Origin of the sequence: Streptococcus sanguinis SK355 (assembly GCF_000212855.1) — a bacterium.
GTDB classification, from domain to species: Bacteria; Bacillota; Bacilli; order Lactobacillales; family Streptococcaceae; genus Streptococcus; species Streptococcus sanguinis_A.
Map to the genome: position 1 here is coordinate 1,140,792 of NZ_GL890993.1, position 19,260 is coordinate 1,160,051.

Below are 19,260 nucleotides of genomic sequence, written 5' to 3' on the forward strand. Positions count from 1 at the left end.
TTATTTCCCCAGCCCTTTATCTGCTGTTAATAGGAGTAACTCATGCCTTTCTCAACTGAGACTGAACAAATCAAAAAATTTGAAAACGACGAGGTAGCCCAGCACTATTTTGAAGTGCTGCGGACCTTGATCTCTAAAAAATCGATCTTTGCCCAGCAGGTTGGCCTGCAGGAAGTAGCCAACTATTTGGGAGAGATTTTTACAGCTGCAGGTGCCAAGGTCATGATTGACGACAGCTATACTGCTCCATTTCTTTTGGCGGAGTTTCCGTCTTCAAATCCTGCTGCTAAGACCATTATTTTCTACAACCACTACGATACAGTGCCGGCAGACGATGACCAGCCCTGGACCAATGATCCTTTTACACTATCAGTTCATTACGGGGTTATGTATGGGCGAGGAGTGGATGATGACAAGGGGCATATTACTGCTCGTCTGACGGCTGTTCGCAAGTATATTCGAGAGCACGGTGATTTGCCAGTCAATATCATCTTTATGATGGAAGGGGCAGAAGAGTCCGCTTCGACAGACTTAGATAAATATCTGACCAAGCATCGCAAACGCCTGCGAGGAGCGGATTTGCTGGTCTGGGAGCAAGGCAGCCGCAACAATCTAGGGCAGCTGGAAATCTCAGGCGGTAACAAGGGAATTGTTACCTTTGACGTGACGGTCAAAAGTGCAGATGTTGACATTCATTCCAGCTTCGGTGGCGTTATCAATTCCGCTTCCTGGTATTTGCTCAATGCTTTATCCAGCTTGCGCAGTCCAGACGGCCGCATCTTAGTTGAAGGAATCTATGAGCAGGTTCAAGAGCCCAATGAACGGGAGCTGACTCTGATTGAGGAATATGCCCTGCGGACTCCTGCAGAGCTGAGTCAAGTCTATGGCTTGAAATTACCAGTTTTGCTGGACGAGCGGAAGGAATTTCTCCGTCGCTTTTACTTTGAACCTTCGCTGAATATTGAAGGCTTCGGATCAGGCTATCAAGGCCAAGGGGTTAAAACCATTTTACCTTCAGATGCCCAGGCCAAGATGGAGGTTCGTCTGGTGCCGGGTCTGGAACCTCAGGATGTCTTGGACAAGATTCGTCAGCAGCTGGATAAAAATGGCTATCCAGCGGTTGAGCTGGCCTATACCTTGGGAGAGATGAGTTATCGCAGCGACATGAGTGCGCCTTCCATTCTCAATCTTATCGAGCTGGCTAAAGATTACTACCAAGAGGGCATCTCTGTTCTGCCGACCTCAGCTGGAACTGGTCCGATGCACACGGTCTATGAAGCCTTGGAGGTTCCTATGGCGGCTTTTGGACTTGGCAATGCTAATAGCCGAGATCATGGCGGAGATGAGAATGTGAAAATTGCTGACTACTATACGCATATTGAGCTCATTCAGGAGCTGATTGGCAGTTACAGTAAAGCTGACTAGCGGGAAAGGAAGTCTTATGCTATACTCTATAAGAAAAGACAAACTGAAGCAGGCTGGCTTCTTTTACCTCTTTTATTTCCTAGCCATGCTCTTAGGCGTCTTGGTTGGGCTTCTATTTGACCGCTCAGGCAATATGTTTTACGCTCCAGCTTTTACAGCTTTCTTTGGCGGAGTTCTGTTCATCTTCTATACAGAGAAAATAAAGACCTTCGGTCTAATCAGCGGCCTAGGCTGTCTGCTAGGTCTCTTCTTTCTGCTTAGTCGACATGGTTTTGGAGCTTTTCTACCAGGTTTGATTAGCGGTGTTTTAGCGGATCTTATAGCTCGGTCAGGCAGCTATCAAAGGACTGTTAGAAGCTTGCTGTCTTTTATGGTTTTCAGCTTTAGCACAGCGGGTCCTATTTTCCTAATGTGGCTGGCACCCAAGCAGTATGAAGCTAGTCTTCTTGCCAGAGGAAAGACTCAGGCTTATATCGAGCAAGTCATGCTTAAGCCAGAACCCAGCTTAGTCCTTTGGTTTGTAGCCAGCATTTTACTGGGCGCTTTACTTGGAGCCCTGTTAGGGAGGAAAATCCTTAAAGCGAGACTTTCCAAGTCAGCTTCGGTCTAAATACCATTGAAAATATAACTAAGGAGAAAATATGAACAATTTACTCGTACTCCAGTCGGACTTTGGTCTGGTAGATGGAGCTGTGTCAGCCATGATCGGAGTGGCGCTAGAAGAGTCGCCCACTCTGAAAATTCATCATCTGACTCACGATATCACCCCTTACAACATCTTTGAGGGAAGCTATCGTCTCTTTCAGACAGTTAATTACTGGCCAGCAGGAACGACTTTTGTGTCGGTAGTGGATCCGGGCGTTGGCTCCAAGCGGAAGAGTGTGGTGGCTAAGACGAAAAAGGGCCAGTATATCGTTACGCCTGATAACGGCACCCTGTCTTTCATCAAGAAGCATGTCGGCATTGAGGCTATTCGGGAAATTTCTGAGGTGGAAAATCGTCGCAAGGATACGGAGCATTCCTACACTTTCCACGGTCGTGATGTCTATGCCTATACGGGTGCTAAGCTGGCCAGCGGCCATATCAGCTTTGAAGAGGTTGGGCCAGAGCTCAAGGTCGAAGACATTGTCGAAATTCAGGTAGTAGAGACCACGCTTGCGGATAATTATGTTAGCGGAGCTATTGATATCCTGGATGTCCGCTTCGGCTCTCTCTGGACCTCTATCACCCGCGAGGAATTCTGTACCTTAAAACCAGAATTTGGCGACCGCTTTGAAGTTACTATTTACAATAATGACATGCTGGTTTATCAAAACCAAGTAACCTATGGCAAGTCCTTTGCGGATGTCCGCATCGGTCAGCCTATCCTCTATATTAACTCCCTCTATCGGGTCGGCTTAGCGATTAACCAAGGTTCCTTTGCTAAGGCCTACAATGTTGGCGTCGGTGCCCAATGGCATATTGAAATCAAGAGAATTGAAAATTAAGGAAGAAGAAAATGAAAAATAATACAATCAGAAACGTAGTCGCAACAGGAATTGGAGCAGCCCTATTCGTGGTCATCGGAATGATCAATATTCCAACGCCTGTACCCAATACCAGCATCCAGCTCCAATACCCCCTGCAAGCTCTTTTTAGCGTCATCTTTGGTCCAATCGTCGGTTTCCTGATGGGCTTCATTGGCCACGCCATTAAAGACGCTATGAGCGGTGGAGGACTCTGGTGGTTCTGGATTGCCGGCAGTGGAGTCTTCGGTCTATTAGTTGGCTTCTTTAGAAAATTCTTCCAAGTGGAAGAAGGAAAATTTGAAGTCAAGGACATTATCCGCTTTAACTTGATTCAGTTTGGAGCCAATGCCATCGCTTGGTTAATCGGCCCGATTGGTGATGTGATTGTATCTGGTGAGCCGGTCAATAAGGTTATTGCTCAAAGTATTGTAGCAATTCTGGTGAATTCTGCGACAGTAGCTGTCATCGGAACTGTCTTGCTGACTGCTTACGCTCGCACCCGCACCCGCGCAGGAAGCCTTAAAAAAGATTAATCATAGTAGTTTCTATCTAAGAATAGCTGCCTTTATGTACTGGGCGGCTTTTTTTGCTAGTGGCGAATCATACAGTTGTCCATTAGAAACTGGAAAATTTAAGTAATTCACGACTTCCTAAAACTACTTACAATCTAAGACGATATATTTAGACGAGCTAAAAAACAAGAGCAAATTTTAGAACAGCTCTTGCTGATTTGAATTTTGTAGATTTTTCTAGTCTTTTTTTGAAAACGCTTTAAAATTGTACTATAATAGGGAATAGGAGTCGGTAAGTTCGTTGCCAACGAATTAAGATCAACCAAAGATTTGAATAGTTAAAAGTCTCTTTGGTTCTTATGTGACTCAGCTAGTTCCAACGTGTTATTGATGATTGTGCCTACATTGTTTTAGCAGCAGAATCAGGTGCCCTGACGGCTGTATGTCTAAACCTCTAAGACATAGAGATATGGTTTGGGTAGAAAGTGTTTCAGTTGAGTTGGCTGTGACTTGCATTTTTTCACTTTTTGATTCGTAAAAGAGAGCCCTTTTAATCTTTAAGCTCAGGGATTATCGAATTTCAATGTATATTTTAGGTTAAATTGGTCAGTTTGGCTGGATGGCCTTCATGATGACCATTGTTGTATTTGTTCTACTTGTTGTAATGACAAGTGCTATTTGTAATAAAGGCTTAAATGAAGAAGCCTAGGAGGACATGAGGTATGAAATTTTTCTTAGATACAGCTGATGCGGCGGCTATCAAAGCGATTAATGAATTAGGTGTTGTGGATGGCGTAACAACTAACCCAACAATTATTTCACGTGAAGGACGCGATTTTAAAACGGTTATTCAAGAAATCTGTGAGATTGTAAGTGGTCCTGTTAGTGCAGAGGTTACTGGCTTGACAGCACCTGAAATGATTGCGGAAGCACGGGATATTGCTAAGTGGGCTGATAACGTTGTTGTCAAAATTCCAATGACAACGGAAGGCTTAAAAGCTGTCTCTGTCCTTTCAAAAGAGGGAATTAAAACGAATGTTACTTTGATTTTTACAGTTTCTCAAGGACTCATGGCTATGAAAGCCGGAGCTACCTTCATCAGTCCTTTTGTTGGACGTTTGGAAGATATTGGAACAGATGCCTATCAACTGATTGCAGATTTGCGCACGATTATTGATATTTATGATTTTGAAGCTGAAATCATCGCAGCTAGTATTCGTAATTCAGCGCATGTTGAAGCTGTTGCAAAACTTGGTGCTCACATTGCGACCATTCCGGATAATTTATTTGAAAAAATGACGCAGCATCCACTTACTACCAATGGGATAGCCCAATTTATGAAGGATTGGGAAGCATTTAAAAAATAAGTTTTAGGGTAGGTATGGGAAATAGAAGTCTCTGCCTCTGACTATATTTTAAGCAGGCCATAGCGACTTAGAAGACTTTGACTCTTTGTCAACAGATCTAGGTTGCGGGTAAGATAAGATTTGGAGAGTGGGACAGAAATCGGTAATTCGTTAGAATTCGATTTCGTCGTCCCACCTCTGCACAGTTGAGTAGGGCTGTAAAAGCTGATGAAATCAGCGTAGTAGAGTCCACTCAACCACTGCGTCTTGCTCGACAATCCAAAGACAATTGAGAGGCTAGGACTTTTGTCCCAGCCTCTTTTTGATGTTTAGATTTGTGGAAATTGCTTCTGAAATAATGTAAAAAATAAAAGATAAAATGTAAATTATATATTGCATTATAGAGATTTATAAAGTGAAAGGGGAATCTGTAAGAGAATGGCAGAAAAAGCGCTTTGAGAAGTATTTGGATCAATTGGAAGAAGAGCGATAAGTTGTCCTTCTCGCTTAAACTTTCCAGCTCTGCTATTTTTCAAACAAATATTTTGCTCAGCTTTTCTTCTCGCGTTATAATAAATAGATGAATTAAAAAATTCAGAAAATTTTATAGAGAAAAGAGAGTTGAAATCTTATGGCAAAAGATATTCGCGTCCTACTTTACTACAAATATGTTCCGATTGAGAATGCTGAGAAATTTGCAGCTGATCATCTAGCTTTCTGTAAATCTATTGGTCTTAAAGGCCGTATCTTGGTGGCAGATGAGGGAATCAATGGAACGGTTTCTGGTGATTATGAAACCACTCAAAAATACATGGATTATGTGCACAGCCTTCCGGGCATGGAAGACCTTTGGTTCAAGATTGACGAAGAAAACGAGCAAGCTTTCAAGAAAATGTTTGTTCGCTACAAGAAAGAAATTGTTCACTTGGGCTTGGAAGACAATGATTTTGATAATGACATCAACCCGCTGGAGACGACAGGAGCTTACCTATCACCTAAGGAATTTAAGGAAGCTCTCTTGGACGAAGACACTGTTGTCTTAGACACTCGTAACGACTATGAGTACGATCTGGGTCACTTCCGCGGAGCCATCCGTCCAGACATCCGCAACTTCCGCGAATTGCCGCAATGGGTCCGTGATAACAAAGAGAAGTTCATGGACAAGCGCGTGGTTGTTTACTGTACAGGTGGTGTTCGCTGTGAGAAATTCTCAGGCTGGATGGTGCGTGAAGGATACAAGGATGTCGGTCAGCTTCATGGCGGTATCGCGACTTACGGCAAGGATCCAGAAGTTCAAGGTGAGCTTTGGGACGGCAAGATGTATGTCTTTGATGAGCGTATCTCGGTTGATATCAACCATGTTGATCCAGTTGTGATTGGGAAAGACTGGTTTGACGGTACTCCTTGCGAGCGCTATGTCAACTGTGGCAATCCAGAGTGTAACCGCCGTATCTTGACTTCAGAAGAAAATGAAGACAAGTACCTCCGTGGCTGTTCTCATGAATGCCGTGTTCACCCTCGCAATCGCTATGTGGCTGAAAACGGCTTGAGCCAGGCAGAAGTGGTGGAGCGTTTGGCTGCGATTGGGGAAAGCTTGGAAACACTAGTGGCTCAGTAATTTAATCGTGAAGATAAAAAACTTTAGATGTTTCAAGTGTCTAAAGTTTTTTCATTATTTATTTGCAGCTTAGCTTTTCTTTATTCAGGTTTCGATGTTTTGTCCTTTCTTTTTGATGTGATATAATGAGCTTAAATAAATGGGAAAGGAGCAAGTCTATGTCTAAAGCTATCATGGAAGAAGTGGCAGCCTATCTGCGTCAGCATGCAGATGAAGAGCTGAGTCTGACCGATTTGGCTCAGCATTTCCATTATAGTCCTTCCCATCTATCCAGAACTTTCAAGAAAAAGATGGGCTTTTCTATCAAGCAATATATGGAAGCTCTTAAGATGGAAAAAGGAATTCAGGAGATTGTGGAAGGTCGGCAAAATGTGACCGAGACCTCTATGGAAGCTGGTTATGATAGTCTAGGCAGTTTTTCCAATACTTTTAAGCGACATACTGGACTTTCGCCTAAAAAATATTATCAGGAATCAACCAAGGCTTATGATTTTATGGTCAAACAACTGGATGAGAAGGGAGCTTTGTTGCATCAGGATCCCGACTGTAAAAGTGGCAATCGGCTGACAGTGGCGCTATCTTATCCCGAGGGGTATGAACCACGCATTAGCTGTGTCGGGCTTTTTAAAACCCGCATACCCAAAGAAGAGCCGATTATCGGAGTAGCACTGAGTCAGGAGAGACGGTTTACTTTTGAACATGTACCCGATGGTCGCTACTATCTTTTGGCCTGTGAATTGCTGGAGGATTTACGCCTAACTAAAAACTATGTCTTGAAGCATAACTTTCGCTGGGGCAGCGATGAGCCTCTCACTTTTTCAGGCGATAGCATCTATCAAGAGGAAATCAGCATGCGCAGGCCCTTGCCCAGCGATCCCCCTATTACAGTTAATCTTCCAGCTTTAATCATGCGTTCCCTAGCCAAACAAGCGCAATTGAGAATAAGAAAATTTTTATCCTAATTGATAAACTGATACTAGAGAGCTATTCTCAGATATAAAAAATTGGAGGAACAATAATGAAATTAGATGTGTTTTTAAGTTTTAATGGTCAGGCCGAAGAAGCTTTTCATTTTTATGCGGACCTTTTTCAGACAGAGATAAAGGGACTTGTTAGAGCTAGTGATATGATGGATCCAGCTGACCTTCCTGCAGAAAAACGGGATAAGATTGCCTGGATTGCTTTGGATACTGAAAATCTAACCCTCCATGGTGAGGATGTAGGCATTTTTAACGACCTATCTATTCCTAGCAATTACCAACCCAATCAATGGTTAGTTCTGAGCCCAGACAGTAGAGAAGAAGCCGATGAGCTCTTTGCCAAGCTTGCTGAAGGTGGGCAAATTCTCTATCCTTTAGAGGAACAAGCCTTCGCAGAGTTTTATGGCCGCTTGATTGACCGTTTTGGTATCGGCTGGGATGTGATGAAATGAGGTAGAAGGATGGCTTATAGTGAATCTTTAGCTCAACAGATTCGTACCATTTTAGCTACTGAACTTCCCCCTCATGTTTTTGAAGAAGAGGTAGAAGAGAAGAAGATGTTTGGTGGTTTGGCCTTTATGGTCCGAGGTAAGATGACCGTTACTGTGAGTTCGAGAAGTCAAGAGCTTGTCATGGTACGCATCGGTAAGGAAATGGAAAAGCAGGCCCTGCCTAAAAATGGTGCTAGTGTGACGTTAATGAAGGGCAGGCTTTATCATGGCTATATTGATTTAGATGCCGAAGGACAAAAAGAACTGTCTTACTGGATCCAGCTAGCCTTGTCCTACAATCAGGAGCTGACGCAGCAGGATAAAAAGTAAGAAGTGCTCAGAATGAGTTTTGCTTTCTTAGAAGTTTATTTCTTGCTTTTTTATGAAGTTTAAATATATTCTTAGAATCTGTATTGATGAAGTTTTCAGTCGGAAAGTCTCTTCATGGATACAGGTTTTTTCGTCTTTTTCTTCCAAAAATGTTATACTAATATCGGAGTTCGTTTTAAGAATGGAGTTTATCCCTAAAAGCCTTGGAGAAAAGTGAGTTTGTACTAGTAGTGAGTGTTGATTTTGCGTTTTCTCGCTTTCAGAAAGGCTTTTGTCGTTAGAAAGGAGCATGGTATGAGTATTTCTTTTTACATTCAGAACCGAAAGGGCTTGTTTAGCTATAAGGCGGTCGAAACACCCCTGTCTTTGGTTTCCTTGGTAGAAGGGCTGGAGGTCGTAGGCCTCGAGGGCGATAAGGCTTATCAATCCTTGGATCAGATCGGAACTTTTCTTGCTGTCTATTGGGAAGGGGCCGGCCGAGGGTTTGAAGTTTATTATCTGCCAGACCGGGAAACCTATCAGGTTCGTGTCTTGACACCATCGACGGTTGGCGACTGGAAAGGGGCTATTCTCTTTATGAGTCGTTTGGCTCAGAAGATGAAGCAGGATATCGTCGATGAATACGGCACCACTTACACCGCTGACGGGATTTTTAATATTGATTTTGAAGCGGATATTCTCTATGGCCTCAACGATGCCAGAGTTGCAGCTGCGCCTATGCATGTTTTCGAAGGCTATGCTCATGATTTGTATATGTCGCAGGAAAAACTTCTGGAACTATTCAAAGCTGAAGATCCTGTGGAGGAGTTTGGCAGGCAGATGGCCGAGATGCAGCAGGTTCAGAGTCAATTTTCTACCCCTAAGTATTATAGGGATCAGGGTGGGAAATACCTGGGCTCGTATGTCCTGGCAGAAGGAGTGGATACAGTACTTCCGACTCAGCCCATGCCCAAGGGCTACTTGGTTAAAGAGATGATTGAGAGCGGTGCTAGTCAAGACATTGAATGGCATCTTCATATCCTGATAGAGGATGCCAGCAGTCCGCAGGGCTATAAATATCTGACAACAAAGGATTTAAAAGCTTTTTTGGAGAAGATTCCAGAGACTCACCGTAGCTATCTGGATTCCAGTCAGATCCGGATTCAGCCACTCAATCGGCTGGAACTGGAAGCCATTTTGGATCAACTTCCCGATGGAGAACCGAAGTTTTAGCGCTAGGAAAATTTACTTTTTGAATCTTAACAGAGCTGCCAAAAGGCGGCTTTTTAAGGTCTGTCAGCAGTTCTCACAATTTTGTGACTCTTTTCGTTTTGATAACATTATTGAAAATATCTTGAAAATTTCAAGAAGAAGCTATAGAATAGAGGTCAGTTTTATAAAAAGGAGAACGAAATGAAAGAAAAACACATGCTAATCTTGGGCTGGGTGGCCACGTTTATGTCTGTTATGATGTATGTTTCCTATATCCCACAGATTATGAATAATCTAGCTGGAAACAAGGGTGACTTTATCCAGCCTTCAGTAGCTGCTCTAAACTGTACTCTCTGGGTCATTTATGGTCTATTTAAAGAGAAGCGGGACATTCCTTTGGCAGCGGCTAATATGCCGGGTATCGTATTTGGCTTGATTACTGCTGCTACAGCCCTTATGTAAGATAAGATTGGGAGTTGTTCCCAGTCTTTTTTTGTTGGAAAAACATTGGACAAAGTGCTCACTTCACTTGAGCTATAGAGCCTGCCTATGGCTTTTGCTATGTAGAAAATATGCAGGCAGCGTTCAGCAGACCGTCTTTTTATGATACAATGGTAAGATGAAGTCAGCAGAGTTGTGCTGGCTGTTTCATCAGGAAGAAAGGGATAAGAGAGCAAGCCTATGATACTTGAAGAATTTGACCAAAGTCGCAAGGCCATCATCAACCCAGAAGACTTGAATAAATCTATAGAAGGCTTTCCGGAGACGGCTGTTTCCTGCTTTGCTAGAGAGACCTTTGCGCGGATGCTAGCGGATTTTGATCATGAACTGATTACGACGACTAGCATGGCAAATATTGAAATTCCTATCTATCGTGTTTTCGCAGATGGACGGGAACTGGCTCTCTTTAATGCACCGGTTGGAGCTTCGGCCTGTGTGGCTATTCTGGAAGACCTGATTGCTTTTGGCATGAAGAAGTTGGTGCTTTTCGGTACTTGTGGCATCTTGGATGAGGAGATTAAGGAAACGTCCGTCATTATCCCGACGGAGGCCCTGCGAGATGAGGGGACTAGCTATCACTACCAGCCAACTAGCCGTGAGCAGGAAGTCAATCTTGGCCTGAAAGATTTTTTGACGGCTTTTCTGGATGAGCGCGGTATTTCCCATCGCAAGGGCAAGGTCTGGACGACAGACGGCATTTACCGTGAGACGGTAGCTAAACTCCGCCAGAGAAAGGCTGAGGGAGCTATCTGTGTGGATATGGAATGCTCAGCTGTAGCGGCTTTAGCAGCTTTTCGAGAGATAACCGTCTGCCAGTTCTTCTATGCAGCTGACCACTTATCTGAGGAAGCTTGGGATATGCGTAACCTAGCCAATCATGCAGACTTGGACGAAAAAGATAAGATTGCCAATCTAGCGATTCAGATCGCTCTGGCACTATAGAGAAATAAGATGAAAAAACCAATTATCCAATTTGAAGACTTTAGCTTTCAATATCAGGCCCAGTCTGAGCCGACCCTGAAGCAGATTAATCTGACTATTTACGAGGGGGAGAAGGTTCTGATTGTCGGGCCGTCTGGCTCTGGAAAGTCAACGCTGGGCCAGTGCCTCAATGGGATTATCCCCAACATTTATAAAGGAGAGACCAGCGGTCAACTCTTGATTAAGGGGCAGCCAGCTTTTGAGGCCAGCATTTATGATAAGTCCAATCTTGTCAGCACGGTCTTGCAGGACACGGATGGCCAGTTTATCGGGCTTAGCGTAGCAGAAGATTTGGCCTTTGCGCTGGAAAATGATGTCATGGGGCTGTCGCTTATGCGCGAAAAAGTCCAAGCCTGGTCAGAGAAGCTGGATTTATCAGAGCTTTTACAGCATCGGCCCCAGGATCTATCAGGCGGTCAAAAGCAGCGCGTCAGTCTGGCTGGAGTTTTGATTGACGAGAGTCCTATTCTGCTTTTTGACGAGCCCTTGGCCAATCTGGATCCAAAGTCGGGTCAGGATACCATTGATTTGATTGACCAGCTTCATCGGGAGACGGAAACGACAACTCTGATTATCGAGCATCGTTTGGAAGATGTCCTCTACAGACCGGTAGACCGCTTAGTGCTTGTCAATGACGGATGCATTCTCTTTAATGGACAGCCGGATGACCTGCTCAGAACCCAACTGCTAGCTGAAAATGGCATCCGCGAACCGCTCTACATTACCACCTTGCGCCAGCTAGGAGTTGAAGTGGAAAAGACTGAGGGATTGTCCCGCTTGGATCAGCTGCAGCTGGCAGATGTGACCTTTGAGGGAATAGACTGGTCTGACTCTGCCAAAGAGCCTCAGGAGCCCTTACTGGAACTGGAGCATGTGTCCTTTGCCTACCAGAGCGGTGGCAAGCCTATTTTGCAGGATATTAGTCTGAAGATTTTCAAAGGTGAGCGGATAGCCATCGTTGGTAAAAATGGAGCTGGCAAATCCACTTTGGCTAAGGCTCTCTGTCAATTCATCGAGACGGAGGGAAGTTATCGCTGGCAAGGCCAGGACATCAAGGGAGATTCTATCAAGGAGCGGGCTGAGCGGATTGGCTATGTCCTGCAGAATCCCAATCAGATGATTTCGGCAGCCATGATTTTTGATGAAGTGGCTTTAGGCTTGCGCTTGCGCGGACTGGAAGAATCTGAAATCGAAGAGCGAGTCCATGCGGCTCTCAAGACCTGTGGACTCTATGAATTCCGTAGTTGGCCGATTTCGGCCCTGTCTTTCGGCCAGAAGAAGCGGGTGACCATTGCTTCTATCTTAGTGCTGAATCCGGAGATTATCCTCTTGGATGAACCGACAGCTGGTCAGGACCAGCGCCATTATACAGAGATGATGGACTTTCTGGATGAGCTTAATCAGCAGGGACATACGATTATCATGATTACGCACGATATGCAGCTGATGCTGGATTACTCAGATCGGGCAGTGGTTGTGGTGGATGGTCAGATTTTAGCCGATAAGGCGCCTGCGCAGGTGCTGACAGATCAAGAGTTGATTGCAGCAGCTCATCTAAAGGAAACGTCAATCTTTGCTCTGGCTGAGAAGATTGGTGCCGACCCTCTGGCTTTGACCGAGTTTTATATGAGAGAAAAGGAGGACAAGCATGCTTAATCAGCGAAAATTAATCGGCTACCATGCGGGCGAGACGTTTCTTCATGGCCTGTCCGGTGCCAGCAAGATGCTCTTCTTCGTTCTGGTATCAGTAGCAGCCATGATCAGCTATGATACTCGCTTTTTGCTGGGGCTAGCCCTGCTGTCCCTCTGCCTCTTTCGGCTGTCCCACATCCGCATCCGAGACATTTCATTTGTTTTAGTCTTTGCGGCATCCTTTGCTGCTCTTAATTTAGTGATGGTCTATCTTTTCGCCCCTCAGTATGGTGTCGATATCTACGGAGCCAAAGATGTCCTCTGGACTGGATGGGGAGCCTATAATCTAACAGCTCAGGAGCTGTTCTACCTCTTTAATCTCCTGCTCAAGTATGTTTCGACCATACCTCTGGCAGTGATTTTCCTCATGACAACCCATCCCAGTCAGTTTGCTTCCAGCCTACATCAGCTTGGTATTTCCTATAAAATTGCTTACGCGGTCAGTCTGACGCTCCGCTATATTCCAGATTTGCAGGAAGAATTTTTCCTGATTAGGATGTCCCAGGAAGCGCGTGGGCAGGAATTATCCAAGAAAGCTAAACTGTCTCAGCGCGTAAAGGGAAATCTGCAGATTATCATTCCGTTGATTTTCAGCTCACTAGAGCGTATCAACATCATTGCCACCGCCATGGAACTGCGCCGATTTGGGAAAAATAAAAAACGAACCTGGTACACCTATCAGGCTCTAAGCAGGAGAGATATGCTGGTGCTGACACTGGCAGTAGTCTTTCTATTCCTCTGCTTTGCTCTCTTCGCAGTCAATCACGGCCGCTTTTATAATCCGTGGAGGTAGGATAAAGTGTGTGGACTTCGTTTAATATATATTAGGAGGATAACTACTAGATGGAAGAAAGAATAAAGAGTAGATTCCGTAAGGACTTATTATTTCCTGTTTTATATGGTTTAGGAGGTATAATTTTTCTCTTCTATATGCCACATGCGGACGAATTTGGCTTTTGGGCATCCTTGATTTTTGCTGCTTTGCTACTACTGATGAGTGCACTCTTTACCTGGCTTGCTTGGATTACTAGGCAAAAGAGCTTGCAGAGCTATCAGAAGCTTTATTCTCATTATCCGGAGCTGGAGAAGAAGTTTTACAAGATTTATAGCCAGTCCCGCTATTCACGTGAAAAACTATCTCTTTATCTTTATAAGGATGCAATCATACGAGATGATACCTATTTTCAGTTTCTTATGCTTTCTGATTTAACTGATTTGACTATTAAGATTGAGAAAGTTCAAGAGAACAAGTACGTTAAGTATCCTCATCTATATTTGTATTATAGTCCCATGAGTGCTAACAAAGATATTCGTCTGCATCTGGGACGCTATACTAATCAAAATTATATTGAACTATTACAGTTTTTAGATGTGGTTAATCAAGTCGCCCCTCAGATTAGAATCTATAATGAAGCAAATAAAAAATAATATTCTCTAATGGCGAAGAAAAATCAGGCAATTTTTGACTGATTTTTTTCTTATAACGGTCTTTTGTTTGGCATGCCGGCTTTGCGGGGGTATTTATTGGGGGTTTCTTTCTTCTTTTCCACCACCGTAATAAAGCGAGGGTCACCGTTTGGTAGGGCATAGCTGAGGTTGTCTTGGACCTTGCTAAAGAGTAAGTTGAGGGCATTTTTGGCTTCTTCCAACTCTTCTGGAGCATTAGAAGCCTTGAGCGCTAGGAGCTTGCCACCCACTTTTAGATAGGGAATGGTCAGTTCAGATAGGACCTGCATGCGAGCAACCGCGCGGGCGGTGACGAGGTCAAATTGAGCTCGAAAGGCCTTGTCCTGAGCAAAGTCTTCTGCGCGGCCGTGGTAGAAGTGAACCTTGTCCAGCTCCAGCTCCTCTGCCAGCAGTTTGAGGAAGTTGATTCGTTTGTTGAGCGAGTCAATGATAGTCACATCCAGCTGAGGACAGATGATTTTCATAGGGAGACTGGGAAAGCCAGCACCGGCTCCGATATCTAGCAGCTTAAGCTCTTGATTATCAATCAGGCCTTGCAAAACGGGCGCTATTGAATCATAGAAATGTTTGAGATAGACTTCATTTTTCTCGGTGATAGCTGTCAGATTGATTTTTTCATTCCATGCGACCAGAAGTTCAAAATAACGCTCAAACTGCTCTTTCTGACGGTCGGTCAGTTCGATTCCCTGCTGGCTCAATAGCTGGTAAAATTCTTGCGGTGTCATAATTTTATCCTTGTTTATCAGTATTTATCCTATTATATCACAAAAAGAAGTCCCCGGCATTCTGCCAAAGGGCTTCTTTTTTATATGCCAATCTGATTGAGCTCCGCCAAGAGCAGCCGGCGACGCTCATTTTGATGGGCAGTTGGGTCAAAGAGAACTTCTTTTTTGATCTTGCCATCTAAAATGAGTAGGACCTTGTCGGCGTAGGTAGCCACACTGACATCGTGGGTTACCAGAAGGATACTTGCGCCCTGCTGGTGGAAGTGCTGCATGAGCTCCATAGCCTGACGGCCGGCTTGAGAGTTGAGCGCTCCTGTCGGCTCGTCAGCAAAAATGATTCGAGGCTGGTTCATGAGAGCCCGGCAGATGCCAGCTCGCTGGAGTTGGCCACCTGATACCTGATGGATGCTGCGGTGGGCGATATCCTCGATTCCAGTCAGGGCCATTAGTTCCCTCGCTCGCTCATAGGCTCCCTTTCGCTCGTTTCCTTTCTTGCCAATGAGACTCGGCAAGCAAATATTGTCTAGGATATTGAGATTTTTCAGGAAGGTGGCCTGCTGGAAGACGAAGCCAAAAGCCTCTCTGCGAAGGCGGTCTAAGTCTTTATCTTTCATGGCCAGCAAGTCCTGTTCCTCATAAAGAATCTGTCCTTGGTCAGGTTTGTCAATGGTGGATAGAAGATTGAGCAGGGTGGATTTCCCGCAGCCAGAAGGCCCCATGATGGCGATGAATTGACAGCTTTCAATCTCCAGCGACAAATCACGGAGAATGGGCTCCTGATTTTCCTGATAGCTTTTGCTGAGGTTATGTGCTTCTAATAACATAGGCTTCTCCTCGGATGTAGAATAAATGCTAATTGCTCAGAAGTTGTCTGCTTAAGGTCAATGTTCCTTGAGATAGCGACCAATTTCCAGCTTGTTCAGCGCTCGGAGACTAATGTGTGCTGCTGTGAGTCCGCTGAGAAGCAGAGCCAGCGGTGTCCATAGAAAAGTAAGGGACTTATTGATGATGAGCTGGAGTTTGCTGATACCGAAGCTGCTGAGCAGCAGACTGCAGACTTCTTGCCCCAGACTAAGGAGTAGCAGGTCGGCTATTGCCAAAGCTAGCATCAAGATGAAGCAGACAGCGAGCAGGTAGTGGCTCCTGAGTCGTTCACTGCCAAATCCCAGCATCCGATAAAGTGCCAAGTCAGCTTGGTCCTTGGTGAAAATCATATAGACAAAGAGAGTCATTAGGATGAAGACAATGATGAGTCCTGTCCAGAAAACGCTGGTCTGAATCAGGCGGAGCATGGCTAGAGTGTCATCAAAGGTCTGATGGAAAAAGTCTTCTACGTCGGTTAATTTATAGTTGGAATAGTGTTTTTTCCAATCGTTGATTTTTTTAGCTTTGTTGCTAGCATCTTTAAGACGGATGGTCGTCAGACTATTGAGCGTTTGGGCTTGCTTTGTCACAAAGACAGCCTTGGCAGTCTTGCCGCCGTAGGTCAGATCCGAGTAGATACCGACTACTTTTAGTTTTCTGGATTGACCGTCTACCGTCAAGGTCAAGCTGTCTCCTACTTTTAGCTTGAGTTCTTCTGCCTGCAGCTTAGAGAGGGCAATTTCATGCTCGTTTTTAGGATAGCGGCCTTGGCTGTATTTGACTGGAAATCCTGCGTGGTTTCCCAGAGTTACCCGCAATTTCTGTGTCTGACCTTGCTGGTCTTGATAGTAGAAATTCTGGTTCTGGTACTGATTAATTTCTGCGATATCCTTGTCTGCCTGCAGTTCTTTCAGAAGCTGGGCAGCCTTGGTATCGATATCTTCAGTCTGAGAAATATCAACCAACACATCTGCCTGACCAGCTCCCAGATACTGAATGAAGTTCTTGTCCATCACAGTACTGTAGAGACTGGCTGGCAGCAGGATAAGCAGACTAATCAAACTGACAATGAACAAGATAGTCAAATAGAGTTTTTTATGATTGAGAATTATTTTCAGAGCGAAATAGGATCTGTCTAAGAAGGGGATAGTCGGTAAGCCCATTTTCGAAGTAAACCTAGTTTGAGTTAGATTATTGGAAGAAGCTAATCTTAAAGCTTGGCCGGGAGTCAGTTTCTTAAAAGAGCTGAGAGGCCGGGCAGTCAGCCAGAAGACTAAGAGACAGAGCAACAGAGCTACTAGCATTTCCAAAAGATAGCTATAGAATGGCGTCGAGTTTTGCCCCATAGACAGTGCCATCTGCTTTTTAAAAGGAGTACTCAGGAGAAAGGATAGTCCCCATCCTATGATGGTTGCCAGAGCTAGACAGAAATAATATTTGGTCAGGTAGACTCTGCTGATAAAGCTTTGGGGCAGTCCCATCACCTTCATAACGGCAATCTGCTGCAGTTCTTCTTGAATCTTGGTCAAGAGGGCAAAGCGCATGCAGAGAAAGGTGATGCCAATGATAGCCAAAACCAGCAGCCCCATGACTAGGATGACTAGAGCATCATTGAAGCCGTTAATCATCTTGATGGTCGGATAGGTAATCATTGGCGGTCCATTGGACTCAAGCTCTGCATTTTTATAGGCTTGCTCGATAGTAGAGATCTGGCTAAGCTTATGCACTCGAAAGGCAATCAGATTTTCATTAGATGCAACTGCTTCTTTTTTCAGAGTTTGCAAATCAGTCTGTGAGATGAGGAAGCGCTTGGAGGAGACTAGACCCGCATTCATCTGGGCATCGCGGATAAAGCCCTGAACAGTTAGCTGGAGACTGCCGACTCTTATTATGTCGCTGATTTTGATTTTACCGCTGTTGTAGTAGTAGAGGGGAATGTAGACTTGCCCAGGCTGAGGCTGGGCTGGCTGGTTATATTGATCCAGTAAGAAGTCGAAGTTTTGGTTTTGACTGGAAAAGCCATTATCCTGAGAGCTGTCCTGAAGCGAGTCTTGCCCATTGATGCGGATGGCTGACCCTTCCACGTTGACAAAGTCAGTCAGCTGCCAAGAGGCAATTTCTGGATGCTGCTGGACAAAGTTTTGCAGTCGTTCTCGGTTAATGCTTCCGCTGTGCATTTGTAAGAGATGAGGGCTTTTGGCTGTCTCTACAAAGCGCTCAATCGAGTTGCTAAGACTGACGGTCAAGCGCGTGGCTGCAAAGCTTAGGGTCAGAGTCAGAAGCAGGAAAAGCCCGATGACCAGCATACTGACTTTATTTCTTTTAAATCATTTTTTATCAAGCGTTGAAACATATTCCAGCTCCTTTACTGAACGTGCTCGGGAGAGCAGATAAGCACCGATGCTGATAGAGATACCGGATAGGATAAAGAGCAGACCGTAGCCTCTGCCTCCTCCAACACCGATGATTTTTCCGACAGAATTTGCCAGCCAGCCAAAGTAAGTCAGTGAGGGCTTGAAAAGAGTGTCTGCGACCCAACCCATGCCAGCATAAGCTAGCACATAGCCCAGCTGAGAAATAATGCCGATGGTCCCCCAGACCTTGCCTTGATCGGCTTTGTTAATATTGATGCGGACCAGATAGTCAATGGCTGTATTGGCGAAAGGCAGGGCAGCAAAGAGGAGGAAGCCAAAGCTGCAAATCCAGATGAAGCTTTCCTTCATTCCTAGCCCAACCATGAAGAGTCCCAGTAGAAATAGTGAGAGACAGAGCATACGATGGAAGTGTCTTTTAATAGCAAATATCCCCAGAACCAAGCCTCCTATCAGCATGCCACTGCTGGAGATGGTCATGACCCAACCGGCTGTTTTGGCGTCTGCAAAAGCCAGTACCAAGGGAGAAAGCAGGATTTGGACTGTTCCTAGAAAGAAGGAAAAGCCTGTTCCAGCTAAGACTAAAATCCAGATGCCTTTTTTTCCATAGACGATTTGAAAACCTTTAAGGAAATCAGTCCAGAAACGACTGTCGCTGCTATAAACTTGTGTGTGAATGGCCCTACGAGCGAGCAAGGTGCAGGCTACTGTCACGAAAATAGTTGAAAAATCCAGCAACAGAATCGTGCTGATGTGTCCACTCGCCAAAATCATTCCAGCCAAGGCTGGTGAAATCAGATAGCGGGCAATGCCATTAATCTGGGACAAACCGGTTGCTTTTGATAACTGTTCCTCAGGCAGCAAGTCGGAAATCGTAGCTCGAAAGGCTGGATTGACCAAGGCTGAAAAGAGCGAACTAATGGCAGCTCCGATACAGATAAAAATCAAAGCAGGATTCTTCAGACTAAAGTAAATCCAGAGAACGCCTAAGCCTGACAGGCCATCTCCCAGGGCCATCAGCAATCTTCGGTCATAGCGATCTGCCAGAATTCCAGCAAGAGGAGTAACCAAAAGACCAGGCAGAAATGCACAAAGCGTAACAAAAGAAGAGACAGAAACCAAACCGGTCAGCTGGAAGATATAAACACCTAAAGCGAAAGAAGTCATACCAGAGCCGATTTCCGAGATGAGACTCCCAATCCAAATCAATAAAAATAGTCTAAAGCCTGATTGTTTCATAGTTACCTCCTTATGCTT

18 protein-coding genes and 1 pseudogene are annotated in these 19,260 nt (G+C 44.8%); 15 read left to right on the forward strand and 4 right to left on the reverse strand.

Features of this window, described 5'->3' with window-relative positions; translation table 11 throughout:
* Window positions 1–42: 42 nt before the first annotated feature.
* The 15 genes from HMPREF9389_RS05690 to HMPREF9389_RS05615 all read left to right on the forward strand — a co-directional run bounded on the left by HMPREF9389_RS05690 (window position 43) and on the right by HMPREF9389_RS05615 (window position 14,003).
* On the forward strand, window positions 43–1,425 hold the full coding sequence (locus tag HMPREF9389_RS05690; protein WP_002929572.1) for a M20/M25/M40 family metallo-hydrolase: 1,383 nt from the start codon (window positions 43–45) through the stop codon (window positions 1,423–1,425).
* A gap of 16 nt (window positions 1,426–1,441) precedes the next feature.
* Window positions 1,442–2,035 (forward strand): MptD family putative ECF transporter S component, encoded by a 594-nt coding sequence (locus HMPREF9389_RS05685; protein ID WP_002929575.1) that lies wholly within the window; start codon window positions 1,442–1,444, stop codon window positions 2,033–2,035.
* A gap of 31 nt (window positions 2,036–2,066) precedes the next feature.
* A complete protein-coding gene (locus tag HMPREF9389_RS05680) occupies window positions 2,067–2,912 on the forward strand; it encodes an SAM hydrolase/SAM-dependent halogenase family protein (RefSeq protein WP_002911906.1) in 846 nt (281 codons plus the stop codon).
* A gap of 11 nt (window positions 2,913–2,923) precedes the next feature.
* Window positions 2,924–3,466, forward strand: coding sequence for an ECF-type riboflavin transporter substrate-binding protein (locus tag HMPREF9389_RS05675; RefSeq protein WP_002900998.1), 543 nt, complete (start codon window positions 2,924–2,926; stop codon window positions 3,464–3,466).
* 701 nt (window positions 3,467–4,167) lie between these two features.
* The gene (fsa, locus tag HMPREF9389_RS05670; protein ID WP_002929577.1) at window positions 4,168–4,812 is read left to right on the forward strand and encodes a fructose-6-phosphate aldolase; all 645 of its coding nucleotides are present in this window, start codon (window positions 4,168–4,170) and stop codon (window positions 4,810–4,812) included.
* A 610-nt stretch (window positions 4,813–5,422) separates the two neighbouring features.
* Window positions 5,423–6,409, forward strand: coding sequence for a rhodanese-related sulfurtransferase (locus HMPREF9389_RS05665; protein WP_002898096.1), 987 nt, complete (start codon window positions 5,423–5,425; stop codon window positions 6,407–6,409).
* 158 nt (window positions 6,410–6,567) lie between these two features.
* Window positions 6,568–7,371: a helix-turn-helix transcriptional regulator gene (locus HMPREF9389_RS05660; protein ID WP_032906415.1), complete on the forward strand. Its 804-nt coding sequence runs from the start codon at window positions 6,568–6,570 to the stop codon at window positions 7,369–7,371.
* Between the two features lie 56 nt (window positions 7,372–7,427).
* Window positions 7,428–7,841 (forward strand): VOC family protein, encoded by a 414-nt coding sequence (locus tag HMPREF9389_RS05655; protein WP_002929580.1) that lies wholly within the window; start codon window positions 7,428–7,430, stop codon window positions 7,839–7,841.
* Window positions 7,842–7,850: 9 nt separating this feature from the next.
* Window positions 7,851–8,210 (forward strand): TfoX/Sxy family protein, encoded by a 360-nt coding sequence (locus HMPREF9389_RS05650; protein ID WP_002929581.1) that lies wholly within the window; start codon window positions 7,851–7,853, stop codon window positions 8,208–8,210.
* A gap of 294 nt (window positions 8,211–8,504) precedes the next feature.
* Window positions 8,505–9,422: a DUF4299 family protein gene (locus tag HMPREF9389_RS05640; RefSeq protein WP_032906418.1), complete on the forward strand. Its 918-nt coding sequence runs from the start codon at window positions 8,505–8,507 to the stop codon at window positions 9,420–9,422.
* Window positions 9,423–9,602: 180 nt separating this feature from the next.
* Window positions 9,603–9,863, forward strand: coding sequence for a SemiSWEET family transporter (locus HMPREF9389_RS05635; protein ID WP_002898091.1), 261 nt, complete (start codon window positions 9,603–9,605; stop codon window positions 9,861–9,863).
* Between the two features lie 219 nt (window positions 9,864–10,082).
* Window positions 10,083–10,844 carry a nucleoside phosphorylase gene (locus HMPREF9389_RS05630; RefSeq protein WP_002929589.1) on the forward strand — a complete coding sequence of 254 codons (762 nt, stop codon included), beginning with the start codon at window positions 10,083–10,085 and terminating at the stop codon, window positions 10,842–10,844.
* A gap of 9 nt (window positions 10,845–10,853) precedes the next feature.
* The gene (locus HMPREF9389_RS05625) at window positions 10,854–12,539 is read left to right on the forward strand and encodes an ABC transporter ATP-binding protein (protein ID WP_002929590.1); all 1,686 of its coding nucleotides are present in this window, start codon (window positions 10,854–10,856) and stop codon (window positions 12,537–12,539) included.
* Window positions 12,532–13,368, forward strand: coding sequence for an energy-coupling factor transporter transmembrane component T family protein (locus HMPREF9389_RS05620; protein WP_002929592.1), 837 nt, complete (start codon window positions 12,532–12,534; stop codon window positions 13,366–13,368). Before HMPREF9389_RS05625 ends, HMPREF9389_RS05620 begins: the two co-directional genes overlap by 8 nt.
* A gap of 50 nt (window positions 13,369–13,418) precedes the next feature.
* Complete coding sequence (locus tag HMPREF9389_RS05615; RefSeq protein ID WP_002929596.1) at window positions 13,419–14,003, forward strand: hypothetical protein; 585 nt, start codon at window positions 13,419–13,421, stop codon at window positions 14,001–14,003.
* Between the two features lie 50 nt (window positions 14,004–14,053).
* On the opposite strand, the gene rsmG is transcribed toward HMPREF9389_RS05615, so the two are convergent.
* The 4 genes and pseudogenes from rsmG to HMPREF9389_RS05595 all read right to left on the reverse strand — a co-directional run bounded on the left by rsmG (window position 14,054) and on the right by HMPREF9389_RS05595 (window position 19,242).
* Entirely contained in the window at window positions 14,054–14,767 is a 714-nt protein-coding gene (gene rsmG, locus HMPREF9389_RS05610; protein WP_002929599.1) for a 16S rRNA (guanine(527)-N(7))-methyltransferase RsmG, read from the reverse strand.
* Between the two features lie 80 nt (window positions 14,768–14,847).
* Window positions 14,848–15,591 carry an ABC transporter ATP-binding protein gene (locus HMPREF9389_RS05605; RefSeq protein WP_002929601.1) on the reverse strand — a complete coding sequence of 248 codons (744 nt, stop codon included), beginning with the start codon at window positions 15,589–15,591 and terminating at the stop codon, window positions 14,848–14,850.
* Between the two features lie 57 nt (window positions 15,592–15,648).
* Window positions 15,649–17,984 (reverse strand): annotated as a pseudogene (locus HMPREF9389_RS05600) (FtsX-like permease family protein).
* Entirely contained in the window at window positions 17,959–19,242 is a 1,284-nt protein-coding gene (locus tag HMPREF9389_RS05595) for an MFS transporter (protein ID WP_002929604.1), read from the reverse strand. Before HMPREF9389_RS05595 ends, HMPREF9389_RS05600 begins: the two are co-directional and overlap by 26 nt.
* Window positions 19,243–19,260: the final 18 nt, after the last annotated feature.

What these genes read in the sequence shown, in the direction of transcription:
- HMPREF9389_RS05690 (WP_002929572.1), top strand. Translation starts at nt 43, where the DNA reads ATGCCTTTCTCAACTGAGACTGAACAAATCAAAAAATTTGAAAACGAC.
- HMPREF9389_RS05685 (WP_002929575.1), top strand. Translation starts at nt 1,442, where the DNA reads ATGCTATACTCTATAAGAAAAGACAAACTGAAGCAGGCTGGCTTCTTT.
- HMPREF9389_RS05680 (WP_002911906.1), top strand. Translation starts at nt 2,067, where the DNA reads ATGAACAATTTACTCGTACTCCAGTCGGACTTTGGTCTGGTAGATGGA.
- HMPREF9389_RS05675 (WP_002900998.1), top strand. Translation starts at nt 2,924, where the DNA reads ATGAAAAATAATACAATCAGAAACGTAGTCGCAACAGGAATTGGAGCA.
- fsa (WP_002929577.1), top strand. Translation starts at nt 4,168, where the DNA reads ATGAAATTTTTCTTAGATACAGCTGATGCGGCGGCTATCAAAGCGATT.
- HMPREF9389_RS05665 (WP_002898096.1), top strand. Translation starts at nt 5,423, where the DNA reads ATGGCAAAAGATATTCGCGTCCTACTTTACTACAAATATGTTCCGATT.
- HMPREF9389_RS05660 (WP_032906415.1), top strand. Translation starts at nt 6,568, where the DNA reads ATGTCTAAAGCTATCATGGAAGAAGTGGCAGCCTATCTGCGTCAGCAT.
- HMPREF9389_RS05655 (WP_002929580.1), top strand. Translation starts at nt 7,428, where the DNA reads ATGAAATTAGATGTGTTTTTAAGTTTTAATGGTCAGGCCGAAGAAGCT.
- HMPREF9389_RS05650 (WP_002929581.1), top strand. Translation starts at nt 7,851, where the DNA reads ATGGCTTATAGTGAATCTTTAGCTCAACAGATTCGTACCATTTTAGCT.
- HMPREF9389_RS05640 (WP_032906418.1), top strand. Translation starts at nt 8,505, where the DNA reads ATGAGTATTTCTTTTTACATTCAGAACCGAAAGGGCTTGTTTAGCTAT.
- HMPREF9389_RS05635 (WP_002898091.1), top strand. Translation starts at nt 9,603, where the DNA reads ATGAAAGAAAAACACATGCTAATCTTGGGCTGGGTGGCCACGTTTATG.
- HMPREF9389_RS05630 (WP_002929589.1), top strand. Translation starts at nt 10,083, where the DNA reads ATGATACTTGAAGAATTTGACCAAAGTCGCAAGGCCATCATCAACCCA.
- HMPREF9389_RS05625 (WP_002929590.1), top strand. Translation starts at nt 10,854, where the DNA reads ATGAAAAAACCAATTATCCAATTTGAAGACTTTAGCTTTCAATATCAG.
- HMPREF9389_RS05620 (WP_002929592.1), top strand. Translation starts at nt 12,532, where the DNA reads ATGCTTAATCAGCGAAAATTAATCGGCTACCATGCGGGCGAGACGTTT.
- HMPREF9389_RS05615 (WP_002929596.1), top strand. Translation starts at nt 13,419, where the DNA reads ATGGAAGAAAGAATAAAGAGTAGATTCCGTAAGGACTTATTATTTCCT.
- rsmG (WP_002929599.1), bottom strand. Translation starts at nt 14,767, where the DNA reads ATGACACCGCAAGAATTTTACCAGCTATTGAGCCAGCAGGGAATCGAA.
- HMPREF9389_RS05605 (WP_002929601.1), bottom strand. Translation starts at nt 15,591, where the DNA reads ATGTTATTAGAAGCACATAACCTCAGCAAAAGCTATCAGGAAAATCAG.
- HMPREF9389_RS05595 (WP_002929604.1), bottom strand. Translation starts at nt 19,242, where the DNA reads ATGAAACAATCAGGCTTTAGACTATTTTTATTGATTTGGATTGGGAGT.